The organism is Pseudomonas sp. GW821-FHT01E10 (assembly GCF_059422365.1).
The window spans coordinates 56884-83063 of the sequence record NZ_JBWKWT010000005.1; the positions used below are offsets into that span (position 1 = coordinate 56884).

At 60.2% G+C, this 26180-nt stretch carries 25 protein-coding genes and 1 other RNA gene; 14 read left to right on the forward strand and 12 right to left on the reverse strand.

Annotated features, from left to right (window positions below; all coding sequences use genetic code 11):
- The first annotated feature begins 150 nt into the window (after nucleotides 1-150).
- The 3 genes from rho to AC07V0_RS11625 all read left to right on the forward strand — a co-directional run bounded on the left by rho (nucleotide 151) and on the right by AC07V0_RS11625 (nucleotide 3983).
- The gene (gene rho, locus AC07V0_RS11615) at nucleotides 151-1410 is read left to right on the forward strand and encodes a transcription termination factor Rho (protein WP_007899384.1); all 1260 of its coding nucleotides are present in this window, start codon (nucleotides 151-153) and stop codon (nucleotides 1408-1410) included.
- A gap of 138 nt (nucleotides 1411-1548) precedes the next feature.
- Nucleotides 1549-3015 (forward strand): 4-hydroxy-3-polyprenylbenzoate decarboxylase, encoded by a 1467-nt coding sequence (gene ubiD / locus AC07V0_RS11620; protein WP_019580527.1) that lies wholly within the window; start codon nucleotides 1549-1551, stop codon nucleotides 3013-3015.
- Nucleotides 3015-3983 carry a CDP-6-deoxy-delta-3,4-glucoseen reductase gene (locus AC07V0_RS11625; RefSeq protein WP_018927572.1) on the forward strand — a complete coding sequence of 323 codons (969 nt, stop codon included), beginning with the start codon at nucleotides 3015-3017 and terminating at the stop codon, nucleotides 3981-3983. The genes ubiD and AC07V0_RS11625 overlap by 1 nt, the downstream gene beginning before the upstream one ends.
- A gap of 14 nt (nucleotides 3984-3997) precedes the next feature.
- Here the strand turns inward: AC07V0_RS11625 and AC07V0_RS11630 are convergent, their stop codons facing one another.
- The gene (locus AC07V0_RS11630) at nucleotides 3998-4441 is read right to left on the reverse strand and encodes a hypothetical protein (RefSeq protein WP_019580529.1); all 444 of its coding nucleotides are present in this window, start codon (nucleotides 4439-4441) and stop codon (nucleotides 3998-4000) included.
- A gap of 384 nt (nucleotides 4442-4825) precedes the next feature.
- Here AC07V0_RS11630 and AC07V0_RS11635 point away from each other — a divergent pair, with 384 nt between their 5' ends.
- Nucleotides 4826-5494, forward strand: a complete 669-nt coding sequence (locus AC07V0_RS11635) for a gamma-glutamylcyclotransferase (protein WP_018927574.1) — start codon at nucleotides 4826-4828, stop codon at nucleotides 5492-5494.
- Here the strand turns inward: AC07V0_RS11635 and glpT are convergent.
- Nucleotides 5470-6819, reverse strand: a complete 1350-nt coding sequence (glpT, locus tag AC07V0_RS11640; protein ID WP_018927575.1) for a glycerol-3-phosphate transporter — start codon at nucleotides 6817-6819, stop codon at nucleotides 5470-5472. The two genes, AC07V0_RS11635 and glpT, sit on opposite strands and share 25 nt — an antisense overlap.
- A 203-nt stretch (nucleotides 6820-7022) precedes the next feature.
- A complete protein-coding gene (locus AC07V0_RS11645) occupies nucleotides 7023-8000 on the reverse strand; it encodes an NADPH:quinone oxidoreductase family protein (protein WP_018927576.1) in 978 nt (325 codons plus the stop codon).
- Between the two features lie 150 nt (nucleotides 8001-8150).
- On the opposite strand from AC07V0_RS11645, the gene AC07V0_RS11650 reads away from it, so the two are divergent.
- Complete coding sequence (locus AC07V0_RS11650) at nucleotides 8151-8558, forward strand: flagellar basal body-associated protein FliL (protein ID WP_019580533.1); 408 nt, start codon at nucleotides 8151-8153, stop codon at nucleotides 8556-8558.
- 60 nt (nucleotides 8559-8618) lie between these two features.
- Here AC07V0_RS11650 and AC07V0_RS11655 read toward each other — a convergent pair whose 3' ends face one another.
- The 4 genes from AC07V0_RS11655 to AC07V0_RS11670 form a co-directional block, all read right to left on the reverse strand.
- Nucleotides 8619-9737 carry an ABC transporter permease gene (locus tag AC07V0_RS11655; protein WP_018927578.1) on the reverse strand — a complete coding sequence of 373 codons (1119 nt, stop codon included), beginning with the start codon at nucleotides 9735-9737 and terminating at the stop codon, nucleotides 8619-8621.
- A complete protein-coding gene (rbbA, locus tag AC07V0_RS11660) occupies nucleotides 9737-12460 on the reverse strand; it encodes a ribosome-associated ATPase/putative transporter RbbA (protein WP_086944366.1) in 2724 nt (907 codons plus the stop codon). The genes AC07V0_RS11655 and rbbA overlap by 1 nt, the downstream gene beginning before the upstream one ends.
- Entirely contained in the window at nucleotides 12457-13422 is a 966-nt protein-coding gene (locus AC07V0_RS11665; RefSeq protein WP_086944367.1) for an HlyD family secretion protein, read from the reverse strand. Before AC07V0_RS11665 ends, rbbA begins: the two co-directional genes overlap by 4 nt.
- A 129-nt stretch (nucleotides 13423-13551) precedes the next feature.
- Complete coding sequence (locus tag AC07V0_RS11670; protein ID WP_064621039.1) at nucleotides 13552-14001, reverse strand: EVE domain-containing protein; 450 nt, start codon at nucleotides 13999-14001, stop codon at nucleotides 13552-13554.
- 196 nt (nucleotides 14002-14197) lie between these two features.
- Here AC07V0_RS11670 and AC07V0_RS11675 point away from each other — a divergent pair, with 196 nt between their 5' ends.
- Nucleotides 14198-14347: a hypothetical protein gene (locus AC07V0_RS11675; protein ID WP_007899400.1), complete on the forward strand. Its 150-nt coding sequence runs from the start codon at nucleotides 14198-14200 to the stop codon at nucleotides 14345-14347.
- Nucleotides 14348-14382: 35 nt separating this feature from the next.
- Here the strand turns inward: AC07V0_RS11675 and AC07V0_RS11680 are convergent, their stop codons facing one another.
- From AC07V0_RS11680 to AC07V0_RS11695, 4 genes are all read right to left on the reverse strand, one after another.
- Nucleotides 14383-14988: a 5-formyltetrahydrofolate cyclo-ligase gene (locus AC07V0_RS11680; RefSeq protein WP_018927583.1), complete on the reverse strand. Its 606-nt coding sequence runs from the start codon at nucleotides 14986-14988 to the stop codon at nucleotides 14383-14385.
- 87 nt (nucleotides 14989-15075) lie between these two features.
- Nucleotides 15076-15254: non-coding RNA, 6S RNA (ssrS, locus tag AC07V0_RS11685), on the reverse strand.
- A gap of 30 nt (nucleotides 15255-15284) precedes the next feature.
- The gene (locus tag AC07V0_RS11690) at nucleotides 15285-15602 is read right to left on the reverse strand and encodes a cell division protein ZapA (protein WP_086944368.1); all 318 of its coding nucleotides are present in this window, start codon (nucleotides 15600-15602) and stop codon (nucleotides 15285-15287) included.
- Nucleotides 15599-15808 (reverse strand): TIGR02449 family protein, encoded by a 210-nt coding sequence (locus tag AC07V0_RS11695; protein ID WP_007940359.1) that lies wholly within the window; start codon nucleotides 15806-15808, stop codon nucleotides 15599-15601. Before AC07V0_RS11695 ends, AC07V0_RS11690 begins: the two co-directional genes overlap by 4 nt.
- Nucleotides 15809-15933: 125 nt before the next feature.
- Here AC07V0_RS11695 and AC07V0_RS11700 point away from each other — a divergent pair, with 125 nt between their 5' ends.
- The 8 genes from AC07V0_RS11700 to gcvH all read left to right on the forward strand — a co-directional run bounded on the left by AC07V0_RS11700 (nucleotide 15934) and on the right by gcvH (nucleotide 24933).
- Nucleotides 15934-16488: a YecA/YgfB family protein gene (locus tag AC07V0_RS11700; RefSeq protein ID WP_007940361.1), complete on the forward strand. Its 555-nt coding sequence runs from the start codon at nucleotides 15934-15936 to the stop codon at nucleotides 16486-16488.
- A gap of 27 nt (nucleotides 16489-16515) precedes the next feature.
- A complete protein-coding gene (gene pepP, locus AC07V0_RS11705; protein WP_086944369.1) occupies nucleotides 16516-17850 on the forward strand; it encodes a Xaa-Pro aminopeptidase in 1335 nt (444 codons plus the stop codon).
- Nucleotides 17847-19034 carry a 2-octaprenyl-6-methoxyphenyl hydroxylase gene (gene ubiH / locus AC07V0_RS11710; RefSeq protein WP_064621037.1) on the forward strand — a complete coding sequence of 396 codons (1188 nt, stop codon included), beginning with the start codon at nucleotides 17847-17849 and terminating at the stop codon, nucleotides 19032-19034. Before pepP ends, ubiH begins: the two co-directional genes overlap by 4 nt.
- Before the next feature lie 115 nt (nucleotides 19035-19149).
- Entirely contained in the window at nucleotides 19150-20367 is a 1218-nt protein-coding gene (locus AC07V0_RS11715; protein ID WP_173861167.1) for a 2-octaprenyl-3-methyl-6-methoxy-1,4-benzoquinol hydroxylase, read from the forward strand.
- Between the two features lie 131 nt (nucleotides 20368-20498).
- Entirely contained in the window at nucleotides 20499-21503 is a 1005-nt protein-coding gene (locus tag AC07V0_RS11720) for an extracellular solute-binding protein (RefSeq protein WP_086944371.1), read from the forward strand.
- Nucleotides 21504-21643: 140 nt separating this feature from the next.
- A complete protein-coding gene (locus AC07V0_RS11725) occupies nucleotides 21644-23260 on the forward strand; it encodes an ABC transporter permease (protein WP_064621034.1) in 1617 nt (538 codons plus the stop codon).
- 156 nt (nucleotides 23261-23416) lie between these two features.
- The gene (gene gcvT, locus AC07V0_RS11730) at nucleotides 23417-24499 is read left to right on the forward strand and encodes a glycine cleavage system aminomethyltransferase GcvT (RefSeq protein ID WP_086944372.1); all 1083 of its coding nucleotides are present in this window, start codon (nucleotides 23417-23419) and stop codon (nucleotides 24497-24499) included.
- A 50-nt stretch (nucleotides 24500-24549) separates the two neighbouring features.
- Nucleotides 24550-24933, forward strand: a complete 384-nt coding sequence (gene gcvH, locus AC07V0_RS11735) for a glycine cleavage system protein GcvH (RefSeq protein WP_018927591.1) — start codon at nucleotides 24550-24552, stop codon at nucleotides 24931-24933.
- A 47-nt stretch (nucleotides 24934-24980) separates the two neighbouring features.
- On the opposite strand, the gene AC07V0_RS11740 is transcribed toward gcvH, so the two are convergent.
- Entirely contained in the window at nucleotides 24981-26120 is a 1140-nt protein-coding gene (locus tag AC07V0_RS11740) for a DegT/DnrJ/EryC1/StrS family aminotransferase (RefSeq protein ID WP_064621367.1), read from the reverse strand.
- Nucleotides 26121-26180 lie beyond the last annotated feature (60 nt).

The following is a 26180-nucleotide window of genomic DNA, read 5'->3' on the forward strand; positions in this document are numbered from 1 at the left end:
CCGCACTGGTTTCTCCACTGCCCCCTGCTAGCCGTCGCCGACGCACTCCTTTTCGAATAAGTACGCGATCCTGTCGCCTTCTCTGCGGCGCGGCCTCATTAAGCCAAAAGCTTAATTTCCCCCCTCCATAAATGATTACGTCATTCCTATATGAATCTGACTGAACTCAAGCAAAAGCCGATTACCGAACTGCTCGAATTGGCCGAACAGATGGGCATAGAAAATATGGCCCGTTCGCGCAAGCAGGACGTGATTTTCTCCCTGCTCAAAAAGCACGCTAAAAGCGGCGAGGAAATCTCCGGTGATGGCGTGCTGGAGATTCTCCAGGACGGCTTCGGCTTCCTGCGCTCCGCTGACGCTTCCTATCTCGCCGGCCCGGACGATATCTACGTCTCGCCGAGCCAGATCCGTCGCTTCAACTTGCGCACCGGTGACACCATCGTTGGCAAGATCCGTCCTCCGAAGGAAGGCGAGCGGTATTTCGCGCTGCTCAAGGTCGACACGATCAACTACGATCGTCCCGAGAACGCGAAAAACAAGATTCTCTTCGAGAACCTGACCCCGCTGTTCCCGACCGTGCGCATGAAGATGGAAGCCGGTAACGGTTCCACCGAAGACTTGACCGGTCGTGTCATCGACCTGTGCGCCCCGATCGGCAAAGGCCAGCGCGGCCTGATCGTTGCTCCGCCGAAAGCCGGTAAAACGATCATGCTGCAGAACATCGCGGCAAACATCGCGCGTAACAATCCTGAAGTTCACCTGATCGTGCTGTTGATCGACGAGCGTCCGGAAGAAGTGACCGAAATGCAGCGCACCGTGCGCGGCGAAGTAGTTGCCTCGACGTTCGACGAGCCGCCAACCCGCCACGTGCAGGTTGCTGAAATGGTGATCGAGAAGGCCAAGCGTCTGGTCGAGCACAAGAAGGACGTGGTGATTCTGCTCGACTCCATCACCCGTCTGGCGCGTGCCTACAACACCGTGATCCCGAGCTCCGGCAAGGTGCTGACCGGTGGTGTCGATGCCCACGCCCTGGAGAAACCGAAACGTTTCTTCGGTGCTGCACGGAACATCGAAGAAGGCGGCTCGTTGACCATCATCGCTACCGCGCTGGTTGAAACCGGTTCGAAGATGGACGAAGTGATCTACGAAGAATTCAAAGGCACCGGCAACATGGAATTGCCTCTGGATCGCAAGATCGCCGAAAAACGTGTGTTCCCGGCCATCAACATCAACCGCTCCGGTACTCGCCGCGAAGAGTTGCTGACAGCCGACGACGAACTGCAGCGTATGTGGATCCTGCGCAAACTGCTGCACCCGATGGATGAAGTCTCTGCCATCGAGTTCCTGGTCGACAAGCTGAAACAGACCAAGACCAACGACGAGTTCTTCCTGTCGATGAAACGCAAGTAAATCGAACAGGCCAAAAAGCCGGGGAAACCCGGCTTTTTGCTATCTGATTTTTGATCAACGGCAGTTCGTGGTTCTGAACTGAGGGGTTCGGCGCTAAACTGCCACCCCCGAACGCCACGGCCAAAACGAGGCTCACGCATGCAGTATCGCGACTTGCGCGACTTTATCAGCGGTCTGGAACAGCGCGGCGAACTCAAGCGCATCCAGGTTCCGGTGTCCCCAGTGCTCGAAATGACCGAGGTCTGCGACCGCACATTGCGCGCCAAAGGCCCGGCCCTGCTTTTCGAAAAGCCCACGGGTTATGACATCCCTGTGCTCGGCAATCTGTTCGGTACGCCTGAGCGCGTGGCGCTGGGCATGGGTGCAGAGGCGGTGAGCGAGTTGCGCGAAATCGGCAAGTTGCTGGCGTTCCTCAAGGAGCCCGAGCCGCCGAAAGGTTTGAAGGACGCCTGGTCCAAGCTGCCGATCTTTCGCAAGATCATCTCGATGGCGCCGAAAGTCGTCAAGGACGCGGTGTGCCAGGAAGTGGTCATCGAAGGCGACGATGTCGACCTCGCGATGTTGCCGGTGCAGACCTGCTGGCCAGGCGATGTCGGCCCGCTGATCACCTGGGGCCTGACTGTCACCAAAGGTCCGAACAAGGATCGCCAGAACCTCGGCATTTACCGTCAACAGGTGATCGGTCGCAACAAGGTGATCATGCGCTGGTTGAGCCACCGTGGCGGCGCGCTGGATTACCGCGAATGGTGCGAAAAACACCCCGGCCAGCCGTTCCCGGTGTCCGTGGCGCTGGGCGCTGACCCGGCCACCATTCTTGGCGCCGTGACGCCGGTGCCGGACAGCCTCTCCGAATACGCTTTCGCCGGTCTGCTGCGGGGCAATCGCACCGAACTGGTGAAATGCCGCGGCAACGACCTGCAAGTACCGGCCACGGCCGAAATCATCCTCGAAGGCGTGATTCATCCGGGCGAAATGGCCGATGAAGGTCCGTACGGCGACCACACCGGCTACTACAACGAAGTCGACAGCTTCCCGGTGTTCACCGTCGAGCGCATCACCCATCGGATCAAGCCGATCTACCACAGCACCTACACCGGCCGTCCGCCGGATGAGCCGGCGATTCTCGGTGTGGCGCTGAACGAAGTGTTCGTGCCGATCCTGCAGAAGCAATTCCCGGAGATCACTGACTTCTACCTGCCTCCCGAAGGCTGCTCGTACCGCATGGCCATCGTGACCATGAAAAAGTCGTATCCCGGCCACGCCAAGCGGGTAATGCTCGGTGTCTGGTCGTTTTTGCGACAGTTCATGTACACCAAGTTCGTTATCGTCACCGACGACGATATCAACGCACGGGACTGGAACGACGTGATCTGGGCCATTACCACGCGCATGGACCCCAAGCGCGACACGGTGATGATCGATAACACGCCGATCGACTACCTGGACTTCGCCTCGCCGGTCTCCGGCCTGGGTTCGAAGATGGGGCTCGATGCCACGCATAAATGGCCAGGCGAAACCACCCGTGAGTGGGGCCGGGTCATCGTCAAGGATGAAGCCGTTACCCAACGGATCGATGCCATCTGGAATCAGTTAGGAATAGATTGATGCGTGTAACCTTGCAGCCCTCCGGAGCAGTGCTTGAGATTCTGCCCGGCGAGCGGATTCTCGATGGCGCGCGGCGCCTGGGCTATGAATGCCCGCAAAGCTGTCGTAACGGCAATTGCCATGTGTGCGGCGCATTGCTGGTGGAAGGGCGGGTCGAACAGGCTGGCGATGTGCGCGACCATGGCGAGTTCTACACTTGCATTGCAGAGCCGCTGGAAGACTGCATCGTGTTGTGGGATGGCGTGCTCGCGCTGGGAGAACTGCCGGTGCGCAGCGTGTCGTGTCAGGTCATTGAATGCAGGGACGTCGGTGGCGATACCTGGCGCGTGCGTCTGCGTGCGCCAGCGGGCAAGCCGCCGCGCTATCACGCCGGCCAGTACCTGATGATCGAGCGTGAGAGTGGCGAGAAATCCGCTTTCTCCCTGGCCTCTGCACCGCATTCCGGCCGCGACCTGGAAATTCATGTGCTGGCGCGCGAAAGCAGCGCGCTGAGCCTGATCGAACAGCTCCAGCGCAACCCGATGGTGCGGATCGAGATGCCGTTCGGCGACACCCATCTGGCGGAACTGCCGAACGGTCCTCTCGTACTGATTGCTGCCGGTACCGGCATGGGCCAGATTCACAGCCTGATCGAACATTGCCGCGCCACGGGCTTCAAGCATCCGGTGCACCTGTATTGGGGCGTACGTCGTCCCGAAGACTTTTATGAGATCGAACATTGGGATGAATGGCTGAAGCTGCCCAATCTGTTCCTGCATAAAGTCGTCAGCGATCAATGCGGCTGGCAGGGGCGTTGCGGCATGTTGCATGAGGCGGTGTGTGAAGATTTCCCTGATCTGAAAGCACTGCACGTCTATGCCAGCGGCTCTCCAGCCATGGTCTATGGCACGCTCGATGCTTTGGTCGAAGCGGGGATGGATGCCCATCAAATGCGTGCCGATGTATTTGCTTACGCCCCGCGATCATAGGTGCGTGAACCGTTCTAGAAGCGCACCCCGGTTGTCACCATGGCGGCATTGAAGCCGAGCAACACCAGCTCGGCTGCCAATGGTCCGTAGTGTGCCCCGACTGAAGGAATGATCACCGGCGCGACCCCGAAGTGATTCAGAGGGATCTTGTCCTGAGACTTGCCGCTGTAACCTTGCAACAGACCACCGGTAAGTTTTATGTACACGGGATAGTCAGCGCTCTCGTAGCGTTTGCCCGCATACGCATAATATGAACGCTGGCTGAACGAGTTGCGAAAAGTTGCGCCACCAAACAACCAACCGGACGCTTGCTCGCGCTCAAGACCGATAAGGTCCTGATTGTTATTGTGGTCGGAGTCGGGGGAGAAGTGTCTGGTATAGACGCTGGCCTGCAAATACCAGGAGCCGGTGTCTTTCGCAGAGGTGTCCTCGGCCAGCGAGTGCTGCGCCGTGAGCATTAGAAGTAACCCGTAAATCCATGGTGTTTTCATTGTTCAGGCCTTTGAGGCAGTTTGGTTGCGTCTTTGGGTGGCCGTTATACGCGACGTAAAGCTGCAATGGGTAGGCGGTAAATCCGAAGGGTTTGTAGGCATTTTCTCCTAGGTGAGCTTTATCCTAGACGCGCCGAATGCTTATGTATATTTCGTTCTGGTATTTAAGAATTCTCTTAAATGATATTAGGGTATATCGCCAAGCCCTCCAGCTTCAGTATTGGATTTTTTATAGGGGGCGCAAGGTCATAGGGCGCTTAGTACTTTTCGTTTTAGTATTACTGCTATATGTTCTATGAAGTGAAAGTTGTTTATATTTTGTAATAATTGCTGGGCCAAAATTTTATTGCCATGAGCGCCATTGAATCTGCTTTTTTGAATCTGGCTTACCCTCCGCGGCTCGATCTGGGGCCGCAGCTTACACACGAACAATTGCTCAGCTCGATGCAGTCGACCATGGCGCGCCACAAGGGTGGGCCGGTCTGGTTATTCGCGTATGGTTCGCTGATCTGGCGGCCTGAATGTGCGGCGGTTGAGCGGGTGCGCGGCCGGGTGCATGGCTACCATCGCGGTTTGTACCTGTGGTCCCACGAGCATCGCGGCACGCCGGAAGTGCCGGGGCTGGTATTTGGCCTGGATCGCGGTGGTTCGTGCAGCGGGTTCGCCTATCGTTTGCCCGAAGAACAACTCGAGGCTTCACTTTATGCACTCTGGCAGCGCGAGATGCCATTCCCTTCCTATCGTCCACACTGGCTCAACTGCCGTCTTGAAAACGGAAACCAGGTTCAGGCATTGGGATTTGTATTGGAGCGGCACCTGCCCAGCTATGCCGGCAACTTGCCGGATCACGTGCTGAGCCAAGTATTCGAGAACGCTTGCGGGCGCTATGGCACTACTCGCGAGTATGTCGAGCAGACCGCCCACGCCCTGCGTAGCCACGCCATGCCAGACCGGAATCTGGAGGCGCGGCTCAAGCGCTGTAAATCAAAGGCAGATCAGGCGAGCGCTTCGCGGCCCTGACTGGCGACGTTTTTGTGGCCCAGGGTGGGTGCCAGGAACGCCATCGCCAGCAGGCAGGCAACGACCAACAGAATGAAGCCGCCATTCCAGCCGAAATAGTCCACGGTGTAGCCCATCATGGCACTGGCCGCGACGGAACCACCCAAGTAACCGAACAGGCCGGTAAAGCCTGCGGCCGTACCCGCGGCCTTCTTCGGCACCAGTTCCAGCGCCTGCAGGCCGACCAGCATCACCGGGCCGTAGATCAGGAAGCCGATGGCGAACAGCGAGATCATGTCGATCATCGGATTGCCCGGTGGATTCAGCCAATACACGATTGTCGCAACGGTCACCAACGCCATGAACACCATGCCGGTCAGGCCACGGTTGCCACGGAAGATCTTGTCCGACATCCAGCCGCACAGCAGCGTGCCGGGAATGCCCGCCCACTCGTACAGGAAGTAAGCCCACGAGGTCTTGTCGAAGTCGAAGTGCTTGACCTCTTTGAGGTAGGTCGGCGCCCAGTCCAGAATGCCGTAGCGCAGCAGGTAGACGAAAACGTTAGCCAGTGCGATGAACCAGAGCATTTTGTTGCGCAGCACGTATTTGACGAAGATGTCCTTGGCGCTGAATTCCTCTTCGTGACTGGCGTCGTAGCCTTCCGGGTAATCGTTTTTGTACTTCTCAATCGGCGGCAGGCCCGTCGACTGCGGAGTATCGCGCATCACGATGAAGGCAAACACGGCGACCAACAGCGCCACGGCAGCCGGTACGTAGAACTTGCTGTGCCAGTCGTTGAACCAGCCCATGCCGAGAATCGCCAGCGGGCCGATCAAGCCACCGCCAACGTTATGCGCGGTGTTCCAGACCGAAACCACGCCGCCACGCTCTTTCTGTGACCACCAATGCACCATGGTTCGCCCGCTCGGCGGCCAGCCCATGCCTTGCGCCCAGCCGTTGATGAACAGCAGGATGAACATCATGGTCACGCTGGAGGTGGCCCAAGGTGCGAAACCGAAAACGAACATCACCGCGGCGGACACCACCAGGCCAAAGGGCAGGAAGTAACGCGGGTTGGAGCGGTCGGACACGATGCCCATCAGAAACTTGGACAGGCCGTAGGCGATTGCAATCGCCGACATCGCCACACCCAGTTGGCCTTTTGTATAGCCTTGGGCGATCAGGTCCGGGAACGCCAGGGTGAAGTTCTTGCGCAGCAGGTAGTAACCGGCATAGCCAATGAAAATCCCGGCGAAGATCTGCCAGCGAAGGCGTCGGTAGGTGCTGTCTATTTTTTCTTCAGGCAATGGAGCCTGATGTGCGGCAGGACGAAAGAAAGCAAACATTCAAGAGCTCCAGATTTCTTGTTTTGACTGCGGATGCGAATGTTACAGTTTCGTTACCGAAAATAGCACCGGTTCGCATCGGCAAAACAGCGGAAATGTTGGAGATTGCATGTTCCTTTATGAACATGTCGCTCAGGTATAAATGAGAGTCGGTACGGGGATGACGGGGCCAGGTCGCAGGCTGCGACCTGGCTTGAAAACGATCAACGAACCTGCACGACCACCTTTCCGACCGCCTTGCGCTGGCCAAGATCGTTGATCGCCTGCGCCGCATTGCTCAGTGGATACACCTGTGACACCAGCGGTTTCAACTTGCCTTCGGCGAACCAGTGAAACAACTGCTGGAAGTTCGCCGCGTTGTCCTGTGGTTGGCGCTGGGCAAACGAGCCCCAGAACACGCCGACCACCGCGGCACCTTTGAGCAGTGCCAGGTTCACTGGCAGTTCGGGGATGCGTCCACTGGCGAAACCGACCACCAGAAGACGACCGTTCCAGGCGATGGCGCGGATGGCCTGGTCGAACAGGTCCCCGCCCACCGGGTCGTAGATCACGTCGGCGCCCTGGCCGTCGGTCAGGCGTTTGATTTCGTCCTTGAGGCTGGTTTCGCTGTAGTTGATCAGCTCATCGGCGCCGGCGGCTTTGGCCACCGCGAGTTTTTCCGCACTGCTCGCGGCGGCGATCACCCGGGCGCCCATGGCTTTGCCGATTTCCACGGCGGCGAGGCCGACGCCGCCGGACGCGCCGAGCACCAGCAAGGTTTCGCCGGGTTGCAGGTTGCCTCGTTGCTTGAGGGCGTGCATCGAAGTGCCGTAGGTCATGCTGAAAGCGGCGGCAGTGTTGAAGTCCATCGATGGCGGGATCGGCAGCACGTTGTAGCCCGGCACCGCGACCTGCTCGGCGAAACTGCCCCAGCCAGTCAGGGCCATGACCCGGTCACCGACCTTGAGGTGGCTGACCTTTTCCCCCACCGCGCTGACCACGCCAGCCGCTTCGCCACCCGGTGAAAACGGGAAGGGCGGTTTGAACTGGTATTTGCCCTCGATGATCAGCGTGTCCGGGAAATTCACCCCGGCCGCGTGCACGTCCAGCAGGATTTCGTTCTTCTTCGCAACAGGACTGGCGACGTCTTCCAGCACCAGCGATTCGGCAGGGCCGAAGGCTTTGCACAGCACGGCTTTCATCAGGGCTATTCCTTTGGGAGTGATGGCCGATAAGTGTAGGTGTGTGAGTTAACGGGTCAACGAGCATGCCCGACCCTGATAGTCAGCCATAAGCTTGTGCTTGAGCGGCGGGTCGTTATGCTAGGCCGCAAACCGGATAAGGAGCGAATTGTGAAAGCGTGGATCATGTTGATGCTGGCCCTGTCTCTGCCTGTGGCAGCGATGGCCGAAGAAGCCAAAGAAGGTGAAGCCCCGAAGGTCAACTACATCACCCTGAGCCCGCCGTTCGTGGGCAACTATGGGTTGGATGGCACGCCGAAGCTCAAGGTCTACAAGGCCGATGTGGCGCTACGGGTGACTGGTGACGAGGCGACCAAGGCGGTGAAGGCCAATGAGCCGTTGATCCGCAATCAGCTGGTGGCGTTGTTTGCCCAGCAGACCACTGAAACCATGAACAACGTCGAAGCCAAGGAAAAGCTGCGTCAGGAAGCCTTGAAGCAGACCCAGCAAGTGATGAACGACGAAACCGGCAAGCCGGTGGTTGAGGATCTGTTGTTCAACAACCTCATTATCCAGTAAGGCTTTTGTTGTCTGGGGCGGCCCCTTCGCGGGCTTGCCTGCGAAGGGCGACTCGGCCCTTCAGGACGCCAGGCTCTTGCGAAACCGCAGCAGTGCAATGGTAAAGAACAGCAGGCCGATGGCGCTCAATGCCAGCAAGTCCGGCCAGACCACGCCAATGCCGGCGTCGCGAAACAGTATCGCGGCGCTGAGGCTGACGAAGTGCGTCGATGGCGAGCCCTGCATCACCCATTGCAGCCATTGCGGCATGCTGTCGAGGGGCGTACTGCCCCCGGAAAGCAGCAACATCGGGATAATCACCGGAATCGCCAACAAGCCGAACTGCGGTGTCGAGCGGGCGAGGGTCGCGAGGAATATCCCCAGCGCCGTGCTGGCGAACAGATAAACCGCCGTTACCAGCAAGAAAAAGCTCATGGAGCCAGCCAGCGGCACGCCAAGGGCGCCTTTGACAATGACTTCCAGCGACACCCAGGTGCACAGCACCACCACCAGCATGTTGCTCCAGACTTTCGCCAGCATGATTTCCAGTGCCGTCAGCGGCAGCACCAGCAAATGGTCGAGAGTGCCGTGTTCGCGTTCACGCAGCAGCGCCGTGCCCGTCAGGATGATGGCCAGGATCGTGATGTTGTTGACGATCTGAATCACCGCCAGGAACCAGCCACCCTCCAGATTGGTATTGAACAGCGCTCGTGTTGTCAGCCGCACGGGTGTCTGGCTCGCCGCATCGCCCTGGCCACTGTAGGTCAACAGCTCGCGCTGGAAAATCCTCCCGATATAGCCTGCCCCCATGAACGCCTGGCTCATGGCCGTGGCGTCGACGTTAACCTGCACCGCCGGCTGGTGGCCGCCCAGCAGATCGGCCTGAAAATTGGCTGGAACATTGATCACGAAGGTGTACCGCCCGTTGTCCAGCACCTCGTCCAGTTGACCATAAGGCAACGGCACCGGTGGTTGAAATTCCGGCGGCCGCAGAATCTGGGCCAGTTGGCGTGACATGGGGCTGTGATCTTCATCGACCATGGCCACACTGGCGTTGTGCACACCGATCACTGAGCCCGCGGCCGGCATGTAGATCGCCACTGTAAAGGCGTAAAACAGGAACAGCAGCAACACACTGTCATGTCGCAGGCTGGTGAGTTCCTTGAGGCCAAGACGCAGGATGTGCGCGAGCTTATGCATCAGACCTCCTGCTTTTTCAGCATGGCCAGGCTGAGCCCGGTGAACCCGAGAAAGAACCCGAACAGCGCCAGGCATTGTGGCCACAACTGCCGGATATCCAGCGCCTTGGTAAAGGTGCCGACAGCGATATCGAGAAAATAGCCTGCCGGAAACAGCATCCCCATGACCGCGGCGGCGCCATCAAGGGACGACCGTGGCACGATCAGACCGGAAAACTGGATGGTCGGCAGACTGGTGATGATCATGGTGCCGAGAATGGCGGCGATCTGGGTTCGGGTGAACGCCGAAATCAACAGACCCATGCTGGTGGTCGCCAGCACGTAGAGCAACCCGCCGAAGGCCAGGGTCAATGCGCTGCCCTTGAAAGGGACGCCGAACAGCCAGCGGTTCATGGCTGTCAGCACGGCGAGATTGATCAGACTGACGGCCAGATACGGCACCTGTTTACCTAACAGAAACTCCAGGCGGGTCAGCGGAGTGGCGTAGAAGTTGGTGATCGAGCCCAGTTCCTTCTCCCGCACAATGCCCAGCGCAGTCAGCATGGCCGGGATGAACGCCAGGATCAGCGCCATCACTCCAGGGCCGATGGCGTTGACGCTGACGACATCCTGGTTGTAGCGGAAACGGGTTTCCAGTTTGGCTGGCGCTTGCCGGGATGGTGCGGGACTGGACTGATCCGCCAGTTGCTCCAGGTTGGCCTGGTGTACCGCTTCCACATAGTTGCGGCTGGTTTCAGCGCGAAACGGCATACCGCCGTCGAGCCAGGCCGCCACCGTAGGCTGGCGACCGGCGAACAGATCCCGACCGAATCCGGGGGGAATCTCCAGCGCCAGTTTGATTTCCGAGCGTTGCAGTCGTCGATGCAACTGCGCCGGATCGCTTATCGGGGGTTGTTCGTCGAAGTAACGGGAGCCGCGGAAGGCCTCCAGATAAGCCCGGCTTTGCGGGGTCTGGTCCTGGTCGTAGACCGCGAAGGCGAGTTTCTCCACGTCCAGGGAAATGCCATAGCCGAAAATCACCATCATGAGCATCGCCCCGAGCAGAGCGAAGGCCAGGCGTACTCTATCGCGCAGCAGTTCCTTGCCTTCACGGCTCGCCAATGCCCGCAGTCGCCCAAAGCTGAAGCGACGGTCTTTCATCGATGGGGTGGGTGCGAGCGTTGTGTCGATGGGCGTTGGTGGCGCCTCTGTCGCGCCCGGGCTCTGGGCCTGTTCCAGGCAGGTGACGAACGCGGCCTCAAGTGTCTGGCCGTTGAACTGCTGTTGCAGTGCTGCCGGGGTGTCGCAGGCCAAAACCTTGCCTGCGTGCATCAATGAGATGCGGTCGCAACGCTGGGCTTCGTTCATGAAGTGGGTGGACAGGAAGATCGTCACCTCCTGTTCACGGGACAGTTCGATCAGCAGTCGCCAGAAATCGTCCCGCGCCGCCGGGTCGACGCCGGAGGTAGGTTCGTCGAGGATCAGCACTTCCGGGCGATGCAGCACCGCCACTGCCAGGGATAATCGTTGGCGCAGACCCAGCGGCAATGCACCGGACGGCTGATGGGCGACGCTGGCCAGACTGAAGCGCTGGATCAGTTCGTCGATGCGCTGAGTGCTGTCGGCCTGGGGCAGATCGAACAGTCGCGCATGCAGGTCCAGGTTCTGCCGAACGCTGAGTTCGCCATAGAGCGAGAAGCTCTGAGACATGAAGCCGACGCGCTTGCGGGTGGCCAGATCCTTGGCGTTCACCGGGTTGCCCAGCAGCGTGGCACTGCCTTCGCTGGCCGGGATCAGTCCGGTGAGCACTTTCATGGTGGTGGTTTTGCCGCAACCGTTGGAGCCCAGAAACCCGAAGATCTCGCCGCGGCCGATGGCGAAGCTGACTTTATCCACAGCGGTGAAATCGCCGAAGCGCAGGGTCAGGTCATGGGCCTGGATGGCGATGTCGGCCGTAGCGTTGGTTCGGGGAGGGATCACTAGCGGCTGGTTGTCGTGGCCGGTGTCGCCCTGAAAGTGGGTGAAGGCTTCATCGAGCTTGCCGCTGGGGGTTACCGCCGCCAGATCGCGGCTCAAACCGGCGGCGATCAGCTTGCCGTCATCGAGCATCAGGCAATGCTCGAACTGCTCGGCCTCTTCCATGTACGCGGTGGCGACCAGTAGTGTCAGTTGCGGGCGTTGGCGCCGAACGTCATCGATCAACTCCCAGAAATGCCGTCGGGACAAAGGATCGACGCCAGTAGTCGGTTCATCGAGGATCAACAAGTCCGGCTCATGGATCAGTGCGCAACAGAGTCCGAGCTTCTGTTTCATTCCGCCCGACAGCTTGCCGGCCGGGCGCTCGGCAAACCGCAGTAGATCGGTGGCCAGCAGCAGGCTGTGCATGCGCTGATCGCTTTCGGCCCTGGACAGCCCGAACAGTGTGGCGAAGAAGTGAATGTTCTCGCGGATCGACAGATCAGGGTACAGGTTGCCGCCCAGGCCTTGAGGCATGAACGCGATGCGCGAGTAGAGGCTGTTGCGGTGGCGCCGGTCCTGGATCGAGCCACCGAGCACTTCCAGTTGGCCCTCCTGTAGCGTCTTCACGCCGGCGATCAATCCCAGCAGGCTGGATTTACCGGCGCCATCCGGGCCAATCAATCCGCACCGAGTACCGGTGGGCAGACTGAGCGTGATGTCGGTCAGCGCATGCTGTTCGCCATAGCGGTGCTGAAGGCGGGTGGCATGCAGTGCCAGGCCGGTCATTGAAGATTGGCCGGCCAGTCAATGGGAGCGGTGCGCACGTAGCCGTTGCCGGGCATCCCCGGTTTGGCCTGGGGCACGGCGCTGGGGCGGGTCAGGCGCAGCTTGACCCGAAACACCAGTTTCTGACGTTCGTCGCGGGTCTCGACTTCTTTGGGCGTGAACTGCGATTTGGCCGCCACGAAGCTGATTTTTGCCGGCAATGGCTGGTCGGGCAGGGCGTCCAGCAGGATCCGCGCTTCATCGCCGACCGCCAGGCGTCCGGCGACGGATGCTGCAAGGTAGAGATTCATGTATTGATCGTTCGGGTCAATCAGCAGCAACACTCGCCCACCGGCGCCGAGCACTTCTCCGGGTTCGGCCATGCGAAGCTGAATCACCCCGTCGATAGGGGCCCGCAAGCTGCTGTCGTCGATTTCGCTGGTTAACTGAGCCACTTGTGCCTGCGCCGCGCCAATGGCTGCGCCGACGGCGGACACCTGGGCGCGGGCCGCAGTAACAGCTGCGTTGGCGGTGTCGAAGCGTGACTGCTGTTGGTCGATGATCTGGCCGCTGGCGAAACCGCGATTGAACAACGCCTGGGAGCGCTTGAGCTCTTGCTGGGCTAGCAGTTGCTCGCTCTGGCGCAGTTTCACATTGGCCTGGGCCGCGGAAAGATTTTCCCGGGCGCGTATCACTTCGGCTTCAGCCTGGTTGCGCTGTGCTTCGAGGGTACGGGTGTCCATGCGGGCCAACAGTTGCCCCTGGGTTACCTTGTCGCCTTCGTCCACCAGCACTTCAGCCAATCGACCGGGTGTTTTGCTGGCGATCTGCACTTCAGTGGCTTCAAGTCGACCATTGCCGACAGACAACCCTTGGGGCAGTCGGTTAACGGTCGACCGCCAATAACCAAACCCTCCGGCGGCCAGCAATACAGCCCCCAGCAAAAAAACGAAGAAAAGCGAAGAGCGGCTGTGCGTCGACATGTCTGCATCCTGCGTCTATTGCGTCCCAGTCTGACAGGAAAGTGCTAGGGCGACTTGATGTCAGTCAACTGAGGGGTAAGCCTGACCGTTTGGCAAGGTAAGCCAGATTCACAGGCTGTAGCGCAGTATTTAGCGCAGATTAAGCACCACTGCCCATTGCTCGGCTGTCACCGGCATTACCGACAGGCGCGAGCCTTTCTGCACCAGTGGCATCTCGGCGAGTGCCGTTTGCTGCTTCAGATAATCGAGTTTAAGCACCTTGGAAAACGTCTCGACGTGAGCGACATCGATCGCGCTCCAGGCGTTTTTCTCGGCAGTGGCCTTCGGATCGAAGTAATGACTCTCGGGCTCCAGCGCCGTCGGGTCCGGATACGCCGCCTCGACGATCTTTCCGACCCCGGCAATCCCTGGCTCAGGGCAGCTGGAGTGATAGAAGAAAAACTCGTCGCCGACTGCCATGGCCCGTAAAAAGTTGCGCGCCTGGTAGTTGCGAACCCCGTCCCAGCGCGCTCGCCCAAGCTTCTCCAGGTCTTTGATGGAGAGTTCGTCGGGCTCGGATTTCATCAGCCAATAAGCCATGGTTTTGCTCCTTGCGAGGTGGGTGGACAAGTGGTCAGGCAATTTTATGACAAACCGACAGTCGGTTGACGCCAGCGTTTGCGTGTCGGTTCACGTTGTCGCAAAATGCCGGCCTTCTTAGCTTGACGCTGCTGCACGGCCTACAAACGGAAACCGCTGCTGTCATCGTGTTGATGTGCCTTGAGGGGGGCAATCGATGAAACGCAAACCGGATTTATTATGGATATTGGTTATTTTGTTCGGTTTGGGCGTCGTGACCACCGGCTACGCCCAAAGCCTGTGGGCCAACAAGACCGATGCTCCCGTCGAGATCGCGCAGCAACAGCCGTCGGCCTTCAAGCGCTGAGCCCGTCTTTTGGACGCCGCTGATATCAGTGGCGTCTAGTCCGCGAAATACCACGCCTTGTCAGTGACCGTGCCCTGCAACGGCACATCCCAGCTCGCCTGAGCCAATCGTTGAACCTTCTGACATTCATGGGCCAAGCCCAGCAGCGTCGGCTTGTGCCAGCTTTTTCGGCGCGCCAGGTACGCCAGGCTTCGGTCGTAGAAGCCGCCGCCCATACCCAGGCGTCCGCCGACATCGTCAAACCCCACCAGCGGCAGCAACACCAGATCCAGCGCCCAGACCTTGCGTTGCCGGGCGATATTGGCCCGTGGTTCTGGAATACGGAAACGGTTGGGTTTGAGTTTTTCACCGGGACGAATCCGCTGGAACACCATTTTGGTTCGCGGCCAGGCGCTGAGTACCGGCAGGTACGTCGCCTTGCCCCGACGTTGCGCGGCACGCATCAACAGGCGCGGGTCGATTTCACCGTCGGTGGGCAGATACAGGGAGATGTGTTTTGCGCGGCGGAACAGTGGGTGCTGGGCCAATTGCTTATACAGCCCGCGAGCGGCCTCGCGCTGCTGACTGGGGGTCAGTGCGCGGCGGGCCTTGCGCAGCATGCGTCGAAGTTGCGGTCGGGGCAGCAGCGCAGGTTCGGTCATGGATTCAGGCTTCAGAAAGTGCGAGTACTAAAAGCGTACCCGTAAACATGCCGATGCCGGTATGAAAACCGGCATCGGATTGAAATCAGGCTCCCCGGATGAACCGCTGCTGACTTAGCCCTTGAACCCGAAAGTTCAAGGTGGAAGATGCAGTAGGCTTTAAGGCTTTCCGTCTAGCGGACATGCACACCAGCCCAACGTGCAACCTCCAGGGTAGTGCGAATCGGCTCAGGGACGTGGTCAACTGGCAAGCACCCCAGGGAGTGATGCGAGTATAACTCAAGCGGCCTGGCGAATCAGCCCTTGGTGACATCCGGATCGGTCGACAGCGCCAGGTCGACGCGGTCCAGCAGGTCGCGAACCTGTTCGCGGGTCGAGCTGCTGGCCTGCACATCCGGACGTTCTTCCTTGTGCAGAAGGTCGTGCGTGATGTTCAGCGCAGCCATCACGGCAATGCGGTCGGCGCCGATGACTTTGCCGCTGCTGCGGATTTCGCGCATCTTGCCGTCCAGGTAGCGGGCGGCGCTGATCAAGTTGCTGCGCTCTTCCTGGGGGCAGATGATCGAATATTCTTTATCGAGGATCTGCACGGTAACGCTATTGCTTGAACTCATGAGTCTTGCTCCAGGGCCTTGAGGCGCGAAATCATCGATTCGACCTTACGCCGGGCGATTTCATTTTTTTCAATGAGGTGCGCGCGTTCCTCGCGCCAGGTCTTTTCTTGAGCTAGTAAGAGTGCGTTTTGACTCTTTAGTTGCTCGACTCGGGTAATCAGCAGCTCGAGTCTGGCCATCAGCGCTTGCAGGTCGGTGTCTTCCATTGTGTCCACGTGTTCGTCTGATGGGAGGTAGCTGGCGGACAGCCTTTAATAGTCTTGGCGAGTCTGTCGATGTAGGATACAAGGCCTTCATTCTAGACATAGCGCCGTCTGGCGCCTAGCTACCCATGCCCATTCAGAATTCTCCGTACCAAGCCTTCGCCACCCTGCTGAGTACCAGCGGCCATCCCGTCTCGCCTGCCGAGTTGCACGGCCTGCTGCTCGGCCGTAGCTGCGCCGGTGCCGGTTTCGATGCCGACAGCTGGCTGGCAGACGCCGCCGAGCTGCTCGAAGGCGAGCCGCAAGACAACGTTCGCAACGCCTTGATCGGCCTGCAAGAGATGGTCAAGGGCGAGCTTACCAGCGACGACATGACCGTTGTTCTGCTGCTGCCGAGCGACGACGCGCCGCTCACCGAGCGCGCAGCCGCGCTGGGCCAGTGGTGCCAGGGCTTCCTCACTGGCTTCGGCCTGACCCGTCGCGAATATGCCCTCAGCGCTGAAGCGACTGAAGTGCTGCAGGATCTGGCCGCCATTTCTCAGGTGCAAGACGCCCTGGAAGAGTCCGACGACGGCGAAAGCGACTACATGGAAGTCATGGAGTACCTGCGCGTCGCACCGTTGCTGCTGTTCACTGAAACCAAGAAAACCGACGAAGCAGCCGCCAAACCGTCGTTGCATTAATCGCGAGCCAGGAAAAGCCATCTGCCCATGATTCATATCCCGAAATCGGAATACAGCCGTCGCCGCAAGGCCTTGATGGCGCAGATGGAACCCAACAGCATCGCCATTCTGCCCGCCGCTGCGGTTGCCATTCGCAACCGTGACGTCGAGCACGTTTACCGTCAGGACAGCGACTTCCAGTACCTCAGCGGCTTTCCCGAGCCTCAGGCCGTTATCGTTTTGATTCCCGGTCGCGAACATGGCGAATACATCCTGTTCTGCCGTGAACGCAATGCCGAGCGTGAGCTGTGGGACGGCCTGCGCGCCGGCCAGGAAGGCGCGATCCGCGACTTCGGCGCCGACGACGCTTTCCCCATCACCGACATCGACGACATCCTGCCGGGCCTGATCGAAGGCCGCGACCGGGTGTATTCGGCCATGGGCAGCAATCCGGAATTCGATCGGCACCTGATGGACTGGATCAACGTGATCCGCTCCAAGGCGAATCTCGGTGCCCAGCCGCCGAACGAATTCGTTGCCCTGGATCATCTGCTGCACGACATGCGCCTGTATAAATCGGCGGCAGAAGTGAAGGTGATGCGCGAAGCCGCGCGGATTTCCGCCCAGGCGCATATCCGGGCGATGCAGGCCAGCCGTGCCGGTTTGCATGAGTTCAGCCTCGAAGCCGAGCTCGACTACGAGTTCCGCAAGGGCGGGGCGAAGATGCCGGCCTATGGTTCGATCGTCGCCGCCGGGCGCAACAGCTGTATCCTGCATTACCAGCAGAATGACGCGGTGCTCAAAGATGGCGATCTGGTGCTGATCGACGCCGGTTGCGAGATCGACTGCTATGCCAGCGACATCACCCGCACCTGGCCGGTCAACGGCAAGTATTCACCGGAACAGAAGGCGATCTACGAGCTGGTGCTGGCTTCCCAGGAAGCGGCGTTTGCCGAAATCGCACCGAACAAACACTGGAATCAGGCGCATGAAGCCACGGTTCGCGTCATTACCGCGGGCCTTGTGAAGTTGGGCCTGTTGCAGGGCGAGGTCGATGAACTGATCGCCAGCGAAGCCTACAAGGCGTTCTACATGCACCGCGCCGGCCACTGGCTGGGCATGGATGTGCATGATGTCGGCGAGTACAAGGTCGGCGGCGAATGGCGCGTGCTGGAAGTCGGCATGGCGCTGACGGTCGAGCCGGGCATCTACATTGCCCCGGACAACCAGAGCGTGGCGAAGAAATGGCGCGGCATTGGCGTGCGCATCGAGGACGACGTGGTGGTCACCAAAACCGGTTGTGAAATCCTGACGAACGGCGTGCCGAAAACGGTCGCCGAGATCGAGGCCTTGATGGCCGCCGCACGGACACAAGCGGCATGAGTCGAGTCAATCTGGCAATCATCGGCGGCGGCCTGGTTGGCGCCAGCCTTGCGTTGGCGTTACAGGCCGGGGCCAAGGCCCGTGGCTGGAAGATCGTGCTGATCGAACCCTTTGCCCCCGGCGATACGTACCAACCGAGCTATGACGCTCGCTCTTCAGCGCTGTCGTTCGGCGCCCGGCAGATTTATCAACGGCTGGGCGTGTGGCAGGAAATCTCTCGCCGCGCCGAGCCGATCAAGCAGATTCATGTCTCCGACCGTGGGCGTTTTTCCACGGCGCGGTTGTCGGCGATGGAAGAGGGCGTTCCAGCACTGGGTTATGTGGTGGAAAACGCCTGGCTCGGCCAATGCCTCTGGCACAGTCTGGACAAGGATGTGATCAGTTGGCGTTGCCCGGCGGAAGTCACCGCCATGGAGCCGCTGACCGACGGCTATCGCCTGACGCTCAACGATGAAACCCTGGTGGAATGCGACCTCGCGGTGTTGGCCGATGGCGGCCGTTCGGGCCTGCGTGAACAGTTGGGGATCGGCATCAAGAAGCGCCCGTACAACCAGAGCGCGCTGATCGCCAACATCACTCCGAGCGAAGCGCACAACGGCATGGCCTTCGAACGCTTCACTGACGACGGCCCAATGGCTTTGTTGCCGCTGCCGGAAAACCGCTGCGCCCTGGTCTGGACCCGTCTGGGCATGGACGCGCAACGGTTGGCGGCCCTTGATGACCGCAGCTTTCTCAACGAGTTGCAGGGCGTGTTCGGTTATCGCCTCGGCACGCTGAAACAGGTCGGCGCCCGCAATTTATATCCGCTGTCGCTGATCGAAGCCGAGGAGCAAGTCCGCCCACATCTGGCGATCCTCGGCAACGCCGCGCACAGCCTGCACCCGATTGCCGGACAAGGCTTCAACCTGTCCCTGCGCGATGCCCAGGCCTTGGCCGACACCTTGCTGAGCAGCGAGACCGCGCTCGGCGATTTCACCACGTTGCAGGCTTATCGCGAGCGCCAGCGTCTGGACCAGAACCTGACCGTGGGCTTCTCCGATCAGGTCACCCGGTTGTTTGGCAGCACCCAGCCGCTGGTTTCCCTGGGGCGCAACATCGGCCTGCTCGGTCTCGATCTGCTGCCGCCGGCCAAGCGCTGGTTCGCCCGGCAGGCCATGGGCCTGGGTACACGTCCCGATGTTTAAGCGGGCGCACCTGCACATCAATATTCATGACGACGCGAGCACTTCGGTGACGCGCGTCGAGAGAACCCTTTACCTGCGGCTCAAGCCGCAAGAGAGACAGGCCTAAAGCATGGAAATGCGCGCAGATCTGCTGATTGTCGGGGCCGGAATGGTCGGCAGTGCCCTGGCGCTGGCGTTACAAAACAGCGGGCTTGAAGTCCTGCTGCTGGACGGCAGCCCTTTGAGCGTCAAACCCTTCGATGGCCAAGCGCCGTTCGAGCCGCGGGTGAGCGCCCTGTCGGCGGCCAGCCAACGAATACTCGAACGCCTGGGCGTGTGGGACGGCATCGCCAACCGGCGCAGCAGTCCTTACACCGACATGCACGTCTGGGATGGCAGCGGCACCGGGAAGATCCATTTCTCGGCGACCAGCGTACATGCCGACGTACTCGGGCATATCGTCGAGAACCGTGTGGTTCAGGACGCCTTGCTCGACCGGCTGCACGACTGCGACCTCGGGATGCTGGCCAATGCGCGTCTGGAGCAGATGCGCCGTTCCGGTGACGATTGGCTGCTGACCCTGGCCGATGGCCGCACCTTGCGGGCACCGTTGGTGATCGCGGCGGATGGCGCCAACTCGGCGGTGCGGCGCCTGACCGGCGTTGCGACCCGCGAATGGGATTACATGCACCACGCGATCGTCACCAGTGTGCACTGTTCCAAACCGCATCAAATGACCGCGTGGCAGCGTTTCACCGACAACGGCCCGCTGGCGTTTCTACCGCTGGAACGTGACGGTCAGCAGGATTGGTGCTCGATTGTCTGGTCGACCACGCCGAGCGAAGCCGAACGCCTGATGGCGCTGGACGACGAAAGCTTCTGCAAGGAGCTGGAGCGGGCCTTTGAAGGCTGCCTCGGCACGGTGCTCAGCGCCGACCCGCGTCTTTGCGTGCCGCTGCGTCAGCGTCATGCCAAGCGTTACGTGGCAGAAGGTCTGGCGCTGATCGGCGACGCGGCCCACACCATCCATCCGCTGGCCGGACAGGGCGTGAACCTCGGTTTCCTCGATGCCGCAGTGCTGGCCGAAGTGCTGCTGCAAGCGGCCGCGCGCGGTGAGCGATTGGCGGATGTGAAAGTGCTCAGTCGCTATGAGCGTCGGCGCATGCCCCACAACCTGGCGTTGATGGCGGCGATGGAAGGGTTCGAACGGCTGTTCCAGGCCGATCCGTTGCCGGTGCGCTGGTTGCGCAATACCGGATTGAAGATGGTCGACCAGATGCCCGAGGCCAAGGCGTTGTTCGTGCGCGAAGCGCTTGGGTTGATTGGGGATTTGCCGGCGTTGGCCAAGGCCTGAAGCCCACTCGCCACATTGTGATTCATTCGATTGTGCAACATCTGGTAACTCCTCCGCCCAGTGTTCGATTGAGAAGCGAAATGTGAGTCCTTATCATTTGGCCTCACTTCCCATTTCGAGAGACCGCTTCCATGTTGGCACCCAAGCGTCTACTGACCGCACTGGCCCTGACCCTGATAGGCAGCACCGCCGCCCAGGCTGCCGACGCGGTGGTGGTTTACTCCTCGCGTATCGATGAGCTGATCAAACCGGTCTTCGATGCCTACACCCAGAAAACCGGCGTACAGGTGAAGTTCATCACCGACAAGGAAGCGCCGTTGATGCAGCGGATCAAGGCCGAGGGCGAAAACGCCACTGCCGACCTGCTGCTGACCGTCGATGCCGGCAACCTCTGGCAGGCCGAGCAGATGGGCATCCTCCAGCCGTTCACCTCCAAGGTGATCGACGCCAACATCCCGCTGCAATACCGCGCATCCTCCCATGCCTGGACCGGCCTGAGCCTGCGGGCGCGGACCATCGCCTACTCCACCGACCGGGTGAAACCCGGTGAGCTGACCACCTACGAGGCGCTGGCCGACAAACAGTGGGAAGGCCGCCTGTGCCTGCGCACGGCGAAGAAGGTCTACAACCAGTCCCTGACCGCCACCATGATCGAAGTCCATGGCGCCGAGAAAACCGAGAAGATCCTCAAAGGCTGGGTCAACAACCTGTCCACCGACGTGTTCTCCGACGACATCGCCGTGCTGGAAGCGATCAATGCCGGTCAGTGCGACGTCGGCATCGTCAACACTTACTACTATGGCCGTCTGCACAAGCAGAAGCCGGACCTGCCGGTGAAACTGTTCTGGCCGAATCAGGGCGACCGTGGCGTGCACGTCAACCTGTCGGGTATCGGCCTGACCAAACATGCACCGCACCCGGAAGCCGCCAAGGCGCTGGTGGAGTGGATGACCACGCCTGAAGCGCAGAAGATTTTCGCTGACGTGAACCAGGAGTTCCCGGCCAACCCTGCCGTTCCGCCTTCGGGTGAAGTCGCGAGCTGGGGCAAGTTCGTGGCCGATACCTTGCCAGTGGAAATCGCCGGCAAGCGTCAGGCTGAAGCGATTCGGATGATGGATCGGGTCGGCTGGAACTGAGTCTGCTGCTTTAAAGATCAAAAGATCGCGGCCTGCGGCAGCTCCTACCGGGTAAATACCATCCCGACGTAGGAGCTCCCGTAGGCTGCGATCTTTTTGCGGTTTGCATACACTTCGTTGATTTACCCGAGAGCTTTTCCTTGGCCCACCCCGCCCAACGCCGCTGGTATCCCCTGGTCTTCGCCATCGCTGCGCTGGTCCTGCTGCCCCTGAGCGTCCTGCTTCTTTCCTGGCAAACCATCGATCAGCAGATCTGGTCCCACCTGTGGGGTACGCAGATGCCGCGGCTGCTGGGCAATACCCTCACGCTGGTCGTCGGCGTTGGCATCGGCGTGACGCTGTTGGGCGTCAGCCTCGCCTGGCTCACCAGCCTCTGTGAGTTCCCGGGGCGGCGGTGGCTGGACTGGGCGTTGATGCTGCCGTTCGCGATTCCTGCCTACGTGCTGGCCTTTGTCTTTGTAGGCCTGCTGGATTTCGCCGGGCCGGTGCAAACCCTGTTGCGCGAATGGTTCGGCAGTGGTCTGAGGCTGCCGCGAGTGCGTTCCACCGGCGGCGTGATTCTGGTGCTGGTGCTGGTTTTCTATCCCTACGTTTACCTGTTGGCGCGCACTGCATTTCTGGCTCAGGGCAAAGGCCTGATGGAAGCGGCGCGAGTCCTTGGGCAATCCCCGTGGCAGGCGTTCTGGCGAGTGGCGTTGCCCATGGCTCGCCCGGCGATCGGCGCGGGGGTGGCGTTGGCGCTGATGGAAACCCTGGCGGATTTCGGTGCGGTGTCGGTGTTCAACTTCGATACGTTCACCACCGCCATTTACAAGACCTGGTACGGCTTTTTCAGTCTCTCCACCGCCGCGCAACTGGCCAGCCTGCTGCTGTTAGTGGTGATGGTGGTGTTATATGGCGAACGCCGTGCCCGCGGCGCCAACCGGGCGGGCAACGAACGGCCGCGGGTCAAGGCGCTGTATCACCTGCATGGGGTCAAGGCGCTGGCGGCGATGAGCTGGTGTGGTCTGGTGTTCGCCTGCGCCTTCGTCATTCCTGTGCTGCAACTGCTGGTGTGGTTCTGGCAACGCGGGCGCTTTGATCTGGACGAACGTTATGCCGGGTTGATCGTGCACACCCTGTACCTGGGCGGCATGGCGGCGTTGATTACTGTCAGCGTCGCGCTGCTGCTGGCGTTTGCCCGTCGATTGGCACCGACCCGGGCGATCCGTTCCGGCATCAGCCTGGCCAACCTCGGCTACGCACTGCCGGGCTCGGTATTGGCGGTATCGATCATGCTGGCGTTCAGTTATCTGGATCGCGAACTGGTGATTCCGCTGTCGGGCTGGCTTGGCGGCGCGGGCAAACCGTTGCTGCTGGGCAGTCTGTCGGCGTTGTTGCTGGCCTATCTGGTGCGATTCATCGCCGTGGCTTACGGGCCGCTGGAAAGCAGCCTGGCGCGTATACGGCCTTCTTTGCCCGAAGCAGCACGTAGCCTTGGCGTCAGTGGGCCACGACTGTTTTTCAAAGTGTATCTGCCGCTGCTGCTTCCGGGCACGTTGAGCGCTGCGTTGCTGGTGTTCGTCGACGTGCTCAAGGAAATGCCCGCGACCCTGCTGATGCGCCCGTTCGGCTGGGACACGCTGGCGGTGCGGATCTTTGAAATGACCAGCGAAGGCGAGTGGGCGAGGGCCTCGTTGCCGGCACTGACCCTGGTTCTGGTCGGGCTGTTGCCGGTCATCGGATTAATCAGAAGGTCGGCGCATCGAAACGGCTAGGTGTCAGTCCTACACCTTGCGGCTACAATGCGCGGCATTCGGTGCGGTCCGTCTTTCAGACCGGGTTGCTGAAATCGGCTGAAAGCCTTTATTTCAAGGCATTTCACCCCGTACAGCGGCTGTCCGCACCTTCGCCACGCCCGGAAGGAGAAACCCATGGGACAGCGCACGCCTCTGTATGACCTTCATCTCGCCCTCGGCGCGAAGATGGTCGATTTTGGCGGTTGGGATATGCCTCTGCATTACGGCTCGCAGGTCGAGGAACACCATCAGGTGCGCCGCGATTGCGGGGTTTTCGATGTATCCCATATGACCGTGATCGATGTCGACGGCCCCCAGGCCAAGGCCTGGCTGCAATACTTACTGGCCAACGACGTCGAGCGCCTGCACAGCCCCGGCCGTGCCTTGTACAGCGCCATGCTCAACGAGCACGGCGGTATCGTCGATGACATGATCGTCTATCGCCTCGATGACGGATATCGGCTGGTGGTCAACGCCTCCACCCGCAATCAGGACCTGGCCTGGATGCAGGCTCATCTCGGCGACTTCGATGTGCAGCTCAACGAGCGTTCCGAGTTGGCGATGCTGGCCATTCAAGGCCCTCACGCCCGGCACAAGATTGCCGAACTGGTGACCCAGTCCCGCGCTACGTTGATCCAGCAGCTCAAACCTTTCGAAGGTCAGGCCGACGGTGACTGGTTCATCGCCCGCACCGGTTACACCGGTGAGGACGGTCTGGAAATCGTGCTGCCGGCCGATCAGGCGCCGGGGTTTTTCAACGATCTGGTGGGCGCAGGAATTTCCCCGATCGGCCTCGGGGCGCGCGATACCTTGCGGGTCGAAGCCGGCATGAACCTGTACGGTCAGGATATTCATCAAGACGTTTCGCCATTGGCTTCCAACATGGCCTGGAGCATTGCCTGGGAACCGGCCACGCGCCAGTTCCTTGGCCGTACCGCCCTGGAGGCCGAGCAGGCCGCTGGCGTGCAGCACAAACTGGTCGGTCTGGTCCTTGAAGAACGTGGCGTTTTGCGAGCGCATCAGGTGGTTCGCATCGCCGATGTTGGCGAAGGGGAGATCACCAGTGGTAGTTTCTCTCCTACGCTTAGCAAGTCGATTGCACTGGCGCGCGTGCCGGCGGCCACCGCCGACCGCGCTGAAGTGGAAATCCGTGGCAAGTGGTACCCGGTTCGAGTGGTCAAGCCGACCTTCGTACGCCATGGCAAAACCTTGATCTAACCTTTTTTGGCGGTCAATGACTGCCGACATTTTTCTTGAGGACACAGAACATGAGCGAAATCCCTGTCGACCTGCGTTTTGCCGAAAGTCACGAATGGGCCCGTCTAGACCATGATGGCGGCGTGAAAGTGGGTATTTCAGACCATGCTCAGGAAGCCTTGGGTGATGTAGTGTTCGTCGAGTTGCCGGAGATCGGCAAAGTGTTCGCTGCCGGTGAAGCGGCGGGTGTCGTCGAGTCGGTCAAGGCTGCGTCGGATATCTACTCGCCGGTCTCCGGCACAGTCATTGCCGTCAACGAAGAGTTGGCCAACAGCCCGGAACTGGTCAACAGCGCGCCTTATGACAGCTGGTTCTTCAAACTCGAGCCAAGCGATACCTCTGAGCTGGACAAGCTGCTCGACCCGATGGCCTACAAGGCCGCCATCGGCGAGTAATGCCCGCTTTGCAGGAGCTGTCTTCGGCAGCTCCTGCAAAGGCCGAATCAAGTCCGCAACACGGCTTTCACCGCAGCCACCGAACGCTCGACATCCGCTTTATCCATGGCCGTGAACATCGGCAGCGAGACGATCAGTCGTCCGACCCGTTCGGCGACCGGGAACATGCCTTCCTTGAACCCGCGTTCGCGGTAAAGACTCAGCAGGTGGATCGGCGGGTAGTGATAGCCGATACCCACTCCCAGTGCCTGCATCTGCTCCATGAAAGTGGCCCGTGCCGGTTTGCCATCCTGGCGTTCCGGGAGCACCAGTTGGAACAAATGCCAATTGCTGTTCTCGAAATCCGCCGGGGGCAGTTGAGCACCGTACTGCGCTTCGAAGTCCTCGCCGAAGCAAGCGAAGTAATGTTTGGCCAGCTCACGACGATGAGCGGTGATCGCTTCGATGTGGGCAAACTGCCCCAGGCCAATGGCTGCCGCGACATCGGTCATGTTGAACTTGCCGCCCAGCACATCAACGTCCAGCCCGTCGAAACCGCTGCGGGTGACGCCCTGCAAGCGGTACTTTTCCGCCAGCCGCGCTTCCTCGGCGTTGTTCAGTACCAGGCAACCGCCTTCTGAACAGGTGACGTTCTTGTTCGCCTGGAAACTGAAGGACACGAAATCGCCAGTCGCACCGATTCGCTGGCCGTTCCAGCTCGAACCCAATGCTTGGGCGGCATCTTCCACCACTCGCAAACCATGCTTTTTTGCAATCGCGTAAAGGCGCGTCATGTCCACGGGCAGTCCCGCGAGAAACACCGGGATGATGGCTTTGGTGCGTGGGGTAATCGCTGCTTCAAGCTGCGTCAGGTCTATATTGCGGGTGACTGGGTCGATGTCGGCAAACACCGGCGTGGCGCCAACTTCCAGAATCACGTTGGCGGTGGCCACCCAGGAAATCGGCGTGGTGATCACTTCATCACCCGGTCCGACGCCGGCAATTCGCAATGCGATCTCCATGGTGCAGGTGCCGGAATTGAACGTACGCACTGGGCGCCCGCCGAAATATTCCGAGAGTTGCGCTTCAAAAGCCTGCACCTTGGGGCCGCTGGTAATCCAGCCCGAGCGCAGCACATCGCCGACAGCGGCAATCGTGGCTTCATCGATGGTGGGTTTGGAGAAGGGCAGGAAAGACAGTTGGCTCATAAATGTGGATACCCGATCAGCGAACGTTTGTAGGCGCCGAGCATAATGATCCGGATTGAC

What these genes read in the sequence shown, in the direction of transcription:
- rho (WP_007899384.1), top strand. Translation starts at nt 151, where the DNA reads ATGAATCTGACTGAACTCAAGCAAAAGCCGATTACCGAACTGCTCGAA.
- ubiD (WP_019580527.1), top strand. Translation starts at nt 1,549, where the DNA reads ATGCAGTATCGCGACTTGCGCGACTTTATCAGCGGTCTGGAACAGCGC.
- AC07V0_RS11625 (WP_018927572.1), top strand. Translation starts at nt 3,015, where the DNA reads ATGCGTGTAACCTTGCAGCCCTCCGGAGCAGTGCTTGAGATTCTGCCC.
- AC07V0_RS11630 (WP_019580529.1), bottom strand. Translation starts at nt 4,441, where the DNA reads ATGCTCACGGCGCAGCACTCGCTGGCCGAGGACACCTCTGCGAAAGAC.
- AC07V0_RS11635 (WP_018927574.1), top strand. Translation starts at nt 4,826, where the DNA reads ATGAGCGCCATTGAATCTGCTTTTTTGAATCTGGCTTACCCTCCGCGG.
- glpT (WP_018927575.1), bottom strand. Translation starts at nt 6,819, where the DNA reads ATGTTTGCTTTCTTTCGTCCTGCCGCACATCAGGCTCCATTGCCTGAA.
- AC07V0_RS11645 (WP_018927576.1), bottom strand. Translation starts at nt 8,000, where the DNA reads ATGAAAGCCGTGCTGTGCAAAGCCTTCGGCCCTGCCGAATCGCTGGTG.
- AC07V0_RS11655 (WP_018927578.1), bottom strand. Translation starts at nt 9,737, where the DNA reads ATGCATAAGCTCGCGCACATCCTGCGTCTTGGCCTCAAGGAACTCACC.
- rbbA (WP_086944366.1), bottom strand. Translation starts at nt 12,460, where the DNA reads ATGACCGGCCTGGCACTGCATGCCACCCGCCTTCAGCACCGCTATGGC.
- AC07V0_RS11665 (WP_086944367.1), bottom strand. Translation starts at nt 13,422, where the DNA reads ATGTCGACGCACAGCCGCTCTTCGCTTTTCTTCGTTTTTTTGCTGGGG.
- AC07V0_RS11670 (WP_064621039.1), bottom strand. Translation starts at nt 14,001, where the DNA reads ATGGCTTATTGGCTGATGAAATCCGAGCCCGACGAACTCTCCATCAAA.
- AC07V0_RS11675 (WP_007899400.1), top strand. Translation starts at nt 14,198, where the DNA reads ATGAAACGCAAACCGGATTTATTATGGATATTGGTTATTTTGTTCGGT.
- AC07V0_RS11680 (WP_018927583.1), bottom strand. Translation starts at nt 14,988, where the DNA reads ATGACCGAACCTGCGCTGCTGCCCCGACCGCAACTTCGACGCATGCTG.
- AC07V0_RS11690 (WP_086944368.1), bottom strand. Translation starts at nt 15,602, where the DNA reads ATGAGTTCAAGCAATAGCGTTACCGTGCAGATCCTCGATAAAGAATAT.
- AC07V0_RS11695 (WP_007940359.1), bottom strand. Translation starts at nt 15,808, where the DNA reads ATGGAAGACACCGACCTGCAAGCGCTGATGGCCAGACTCGAGCTGCTG.
- AC07V0_RS11700 (WP_007940361.1), top strand. Translation starts at nt 15,934, where the DNA reads ATGCCCATTCAGAATTCTCCGTACCAAGCCTTCGCCACCCTGCTGAGT.
- pepP (WP_086944369.1), top strand. Translation starts at nt 16,516, where the DNA reads ATGATTCATATCCCGAAATCGGAATACAGCCGTCGCCGCAAGGCCTTG.
- ubiH (WP_064621037.1), top strand. Translation starts at nt 17,847, where the DNA reads ATGAGTCGAGTCAATCTGGCAATCATCGGCGGCGGCCTGGTTGGCGCC.
- AC07V0_RS11715 (WP_173861167.1), top strand. Translation starts at nt 19,150, where the DNA reads ATGCGCGCAGATCTGCTGATTGTCGGGGCCGGAATGGTCGGCAGTGCC.
- AC07V0_RS11720 (WP_086944371.1), top strand. Translation starts at nt 20,499, where the DNA reads ATGTTGGCACCCAAGCGTCTACTGACCGCACTGGCCCTGACCCTGATA.
- gcvT (WP_086944372.1), top strand. Translation starts at nt 23,417, where the DNA reads ATGGGACAGCGCACGCCTCTGTATGACCTTCATCTCGCCCTCGGCGCG.
- gcvH (WP_018927591.1), top strand. Translation starts at nt 24,550, where the DNA reads ATGAGCGAAATCCCTGTCGACCTGCGTTTTGCCGAAAGTCACGAATGG.
- AC07V0_RS11740 (WP_064621367.1), bottom strand. Translation starts at nt 26,120, where the DNA reads ATGAGCCAACTGTCTTTCCTGCCCTTCTCCAAACCCACCATCGATGAA.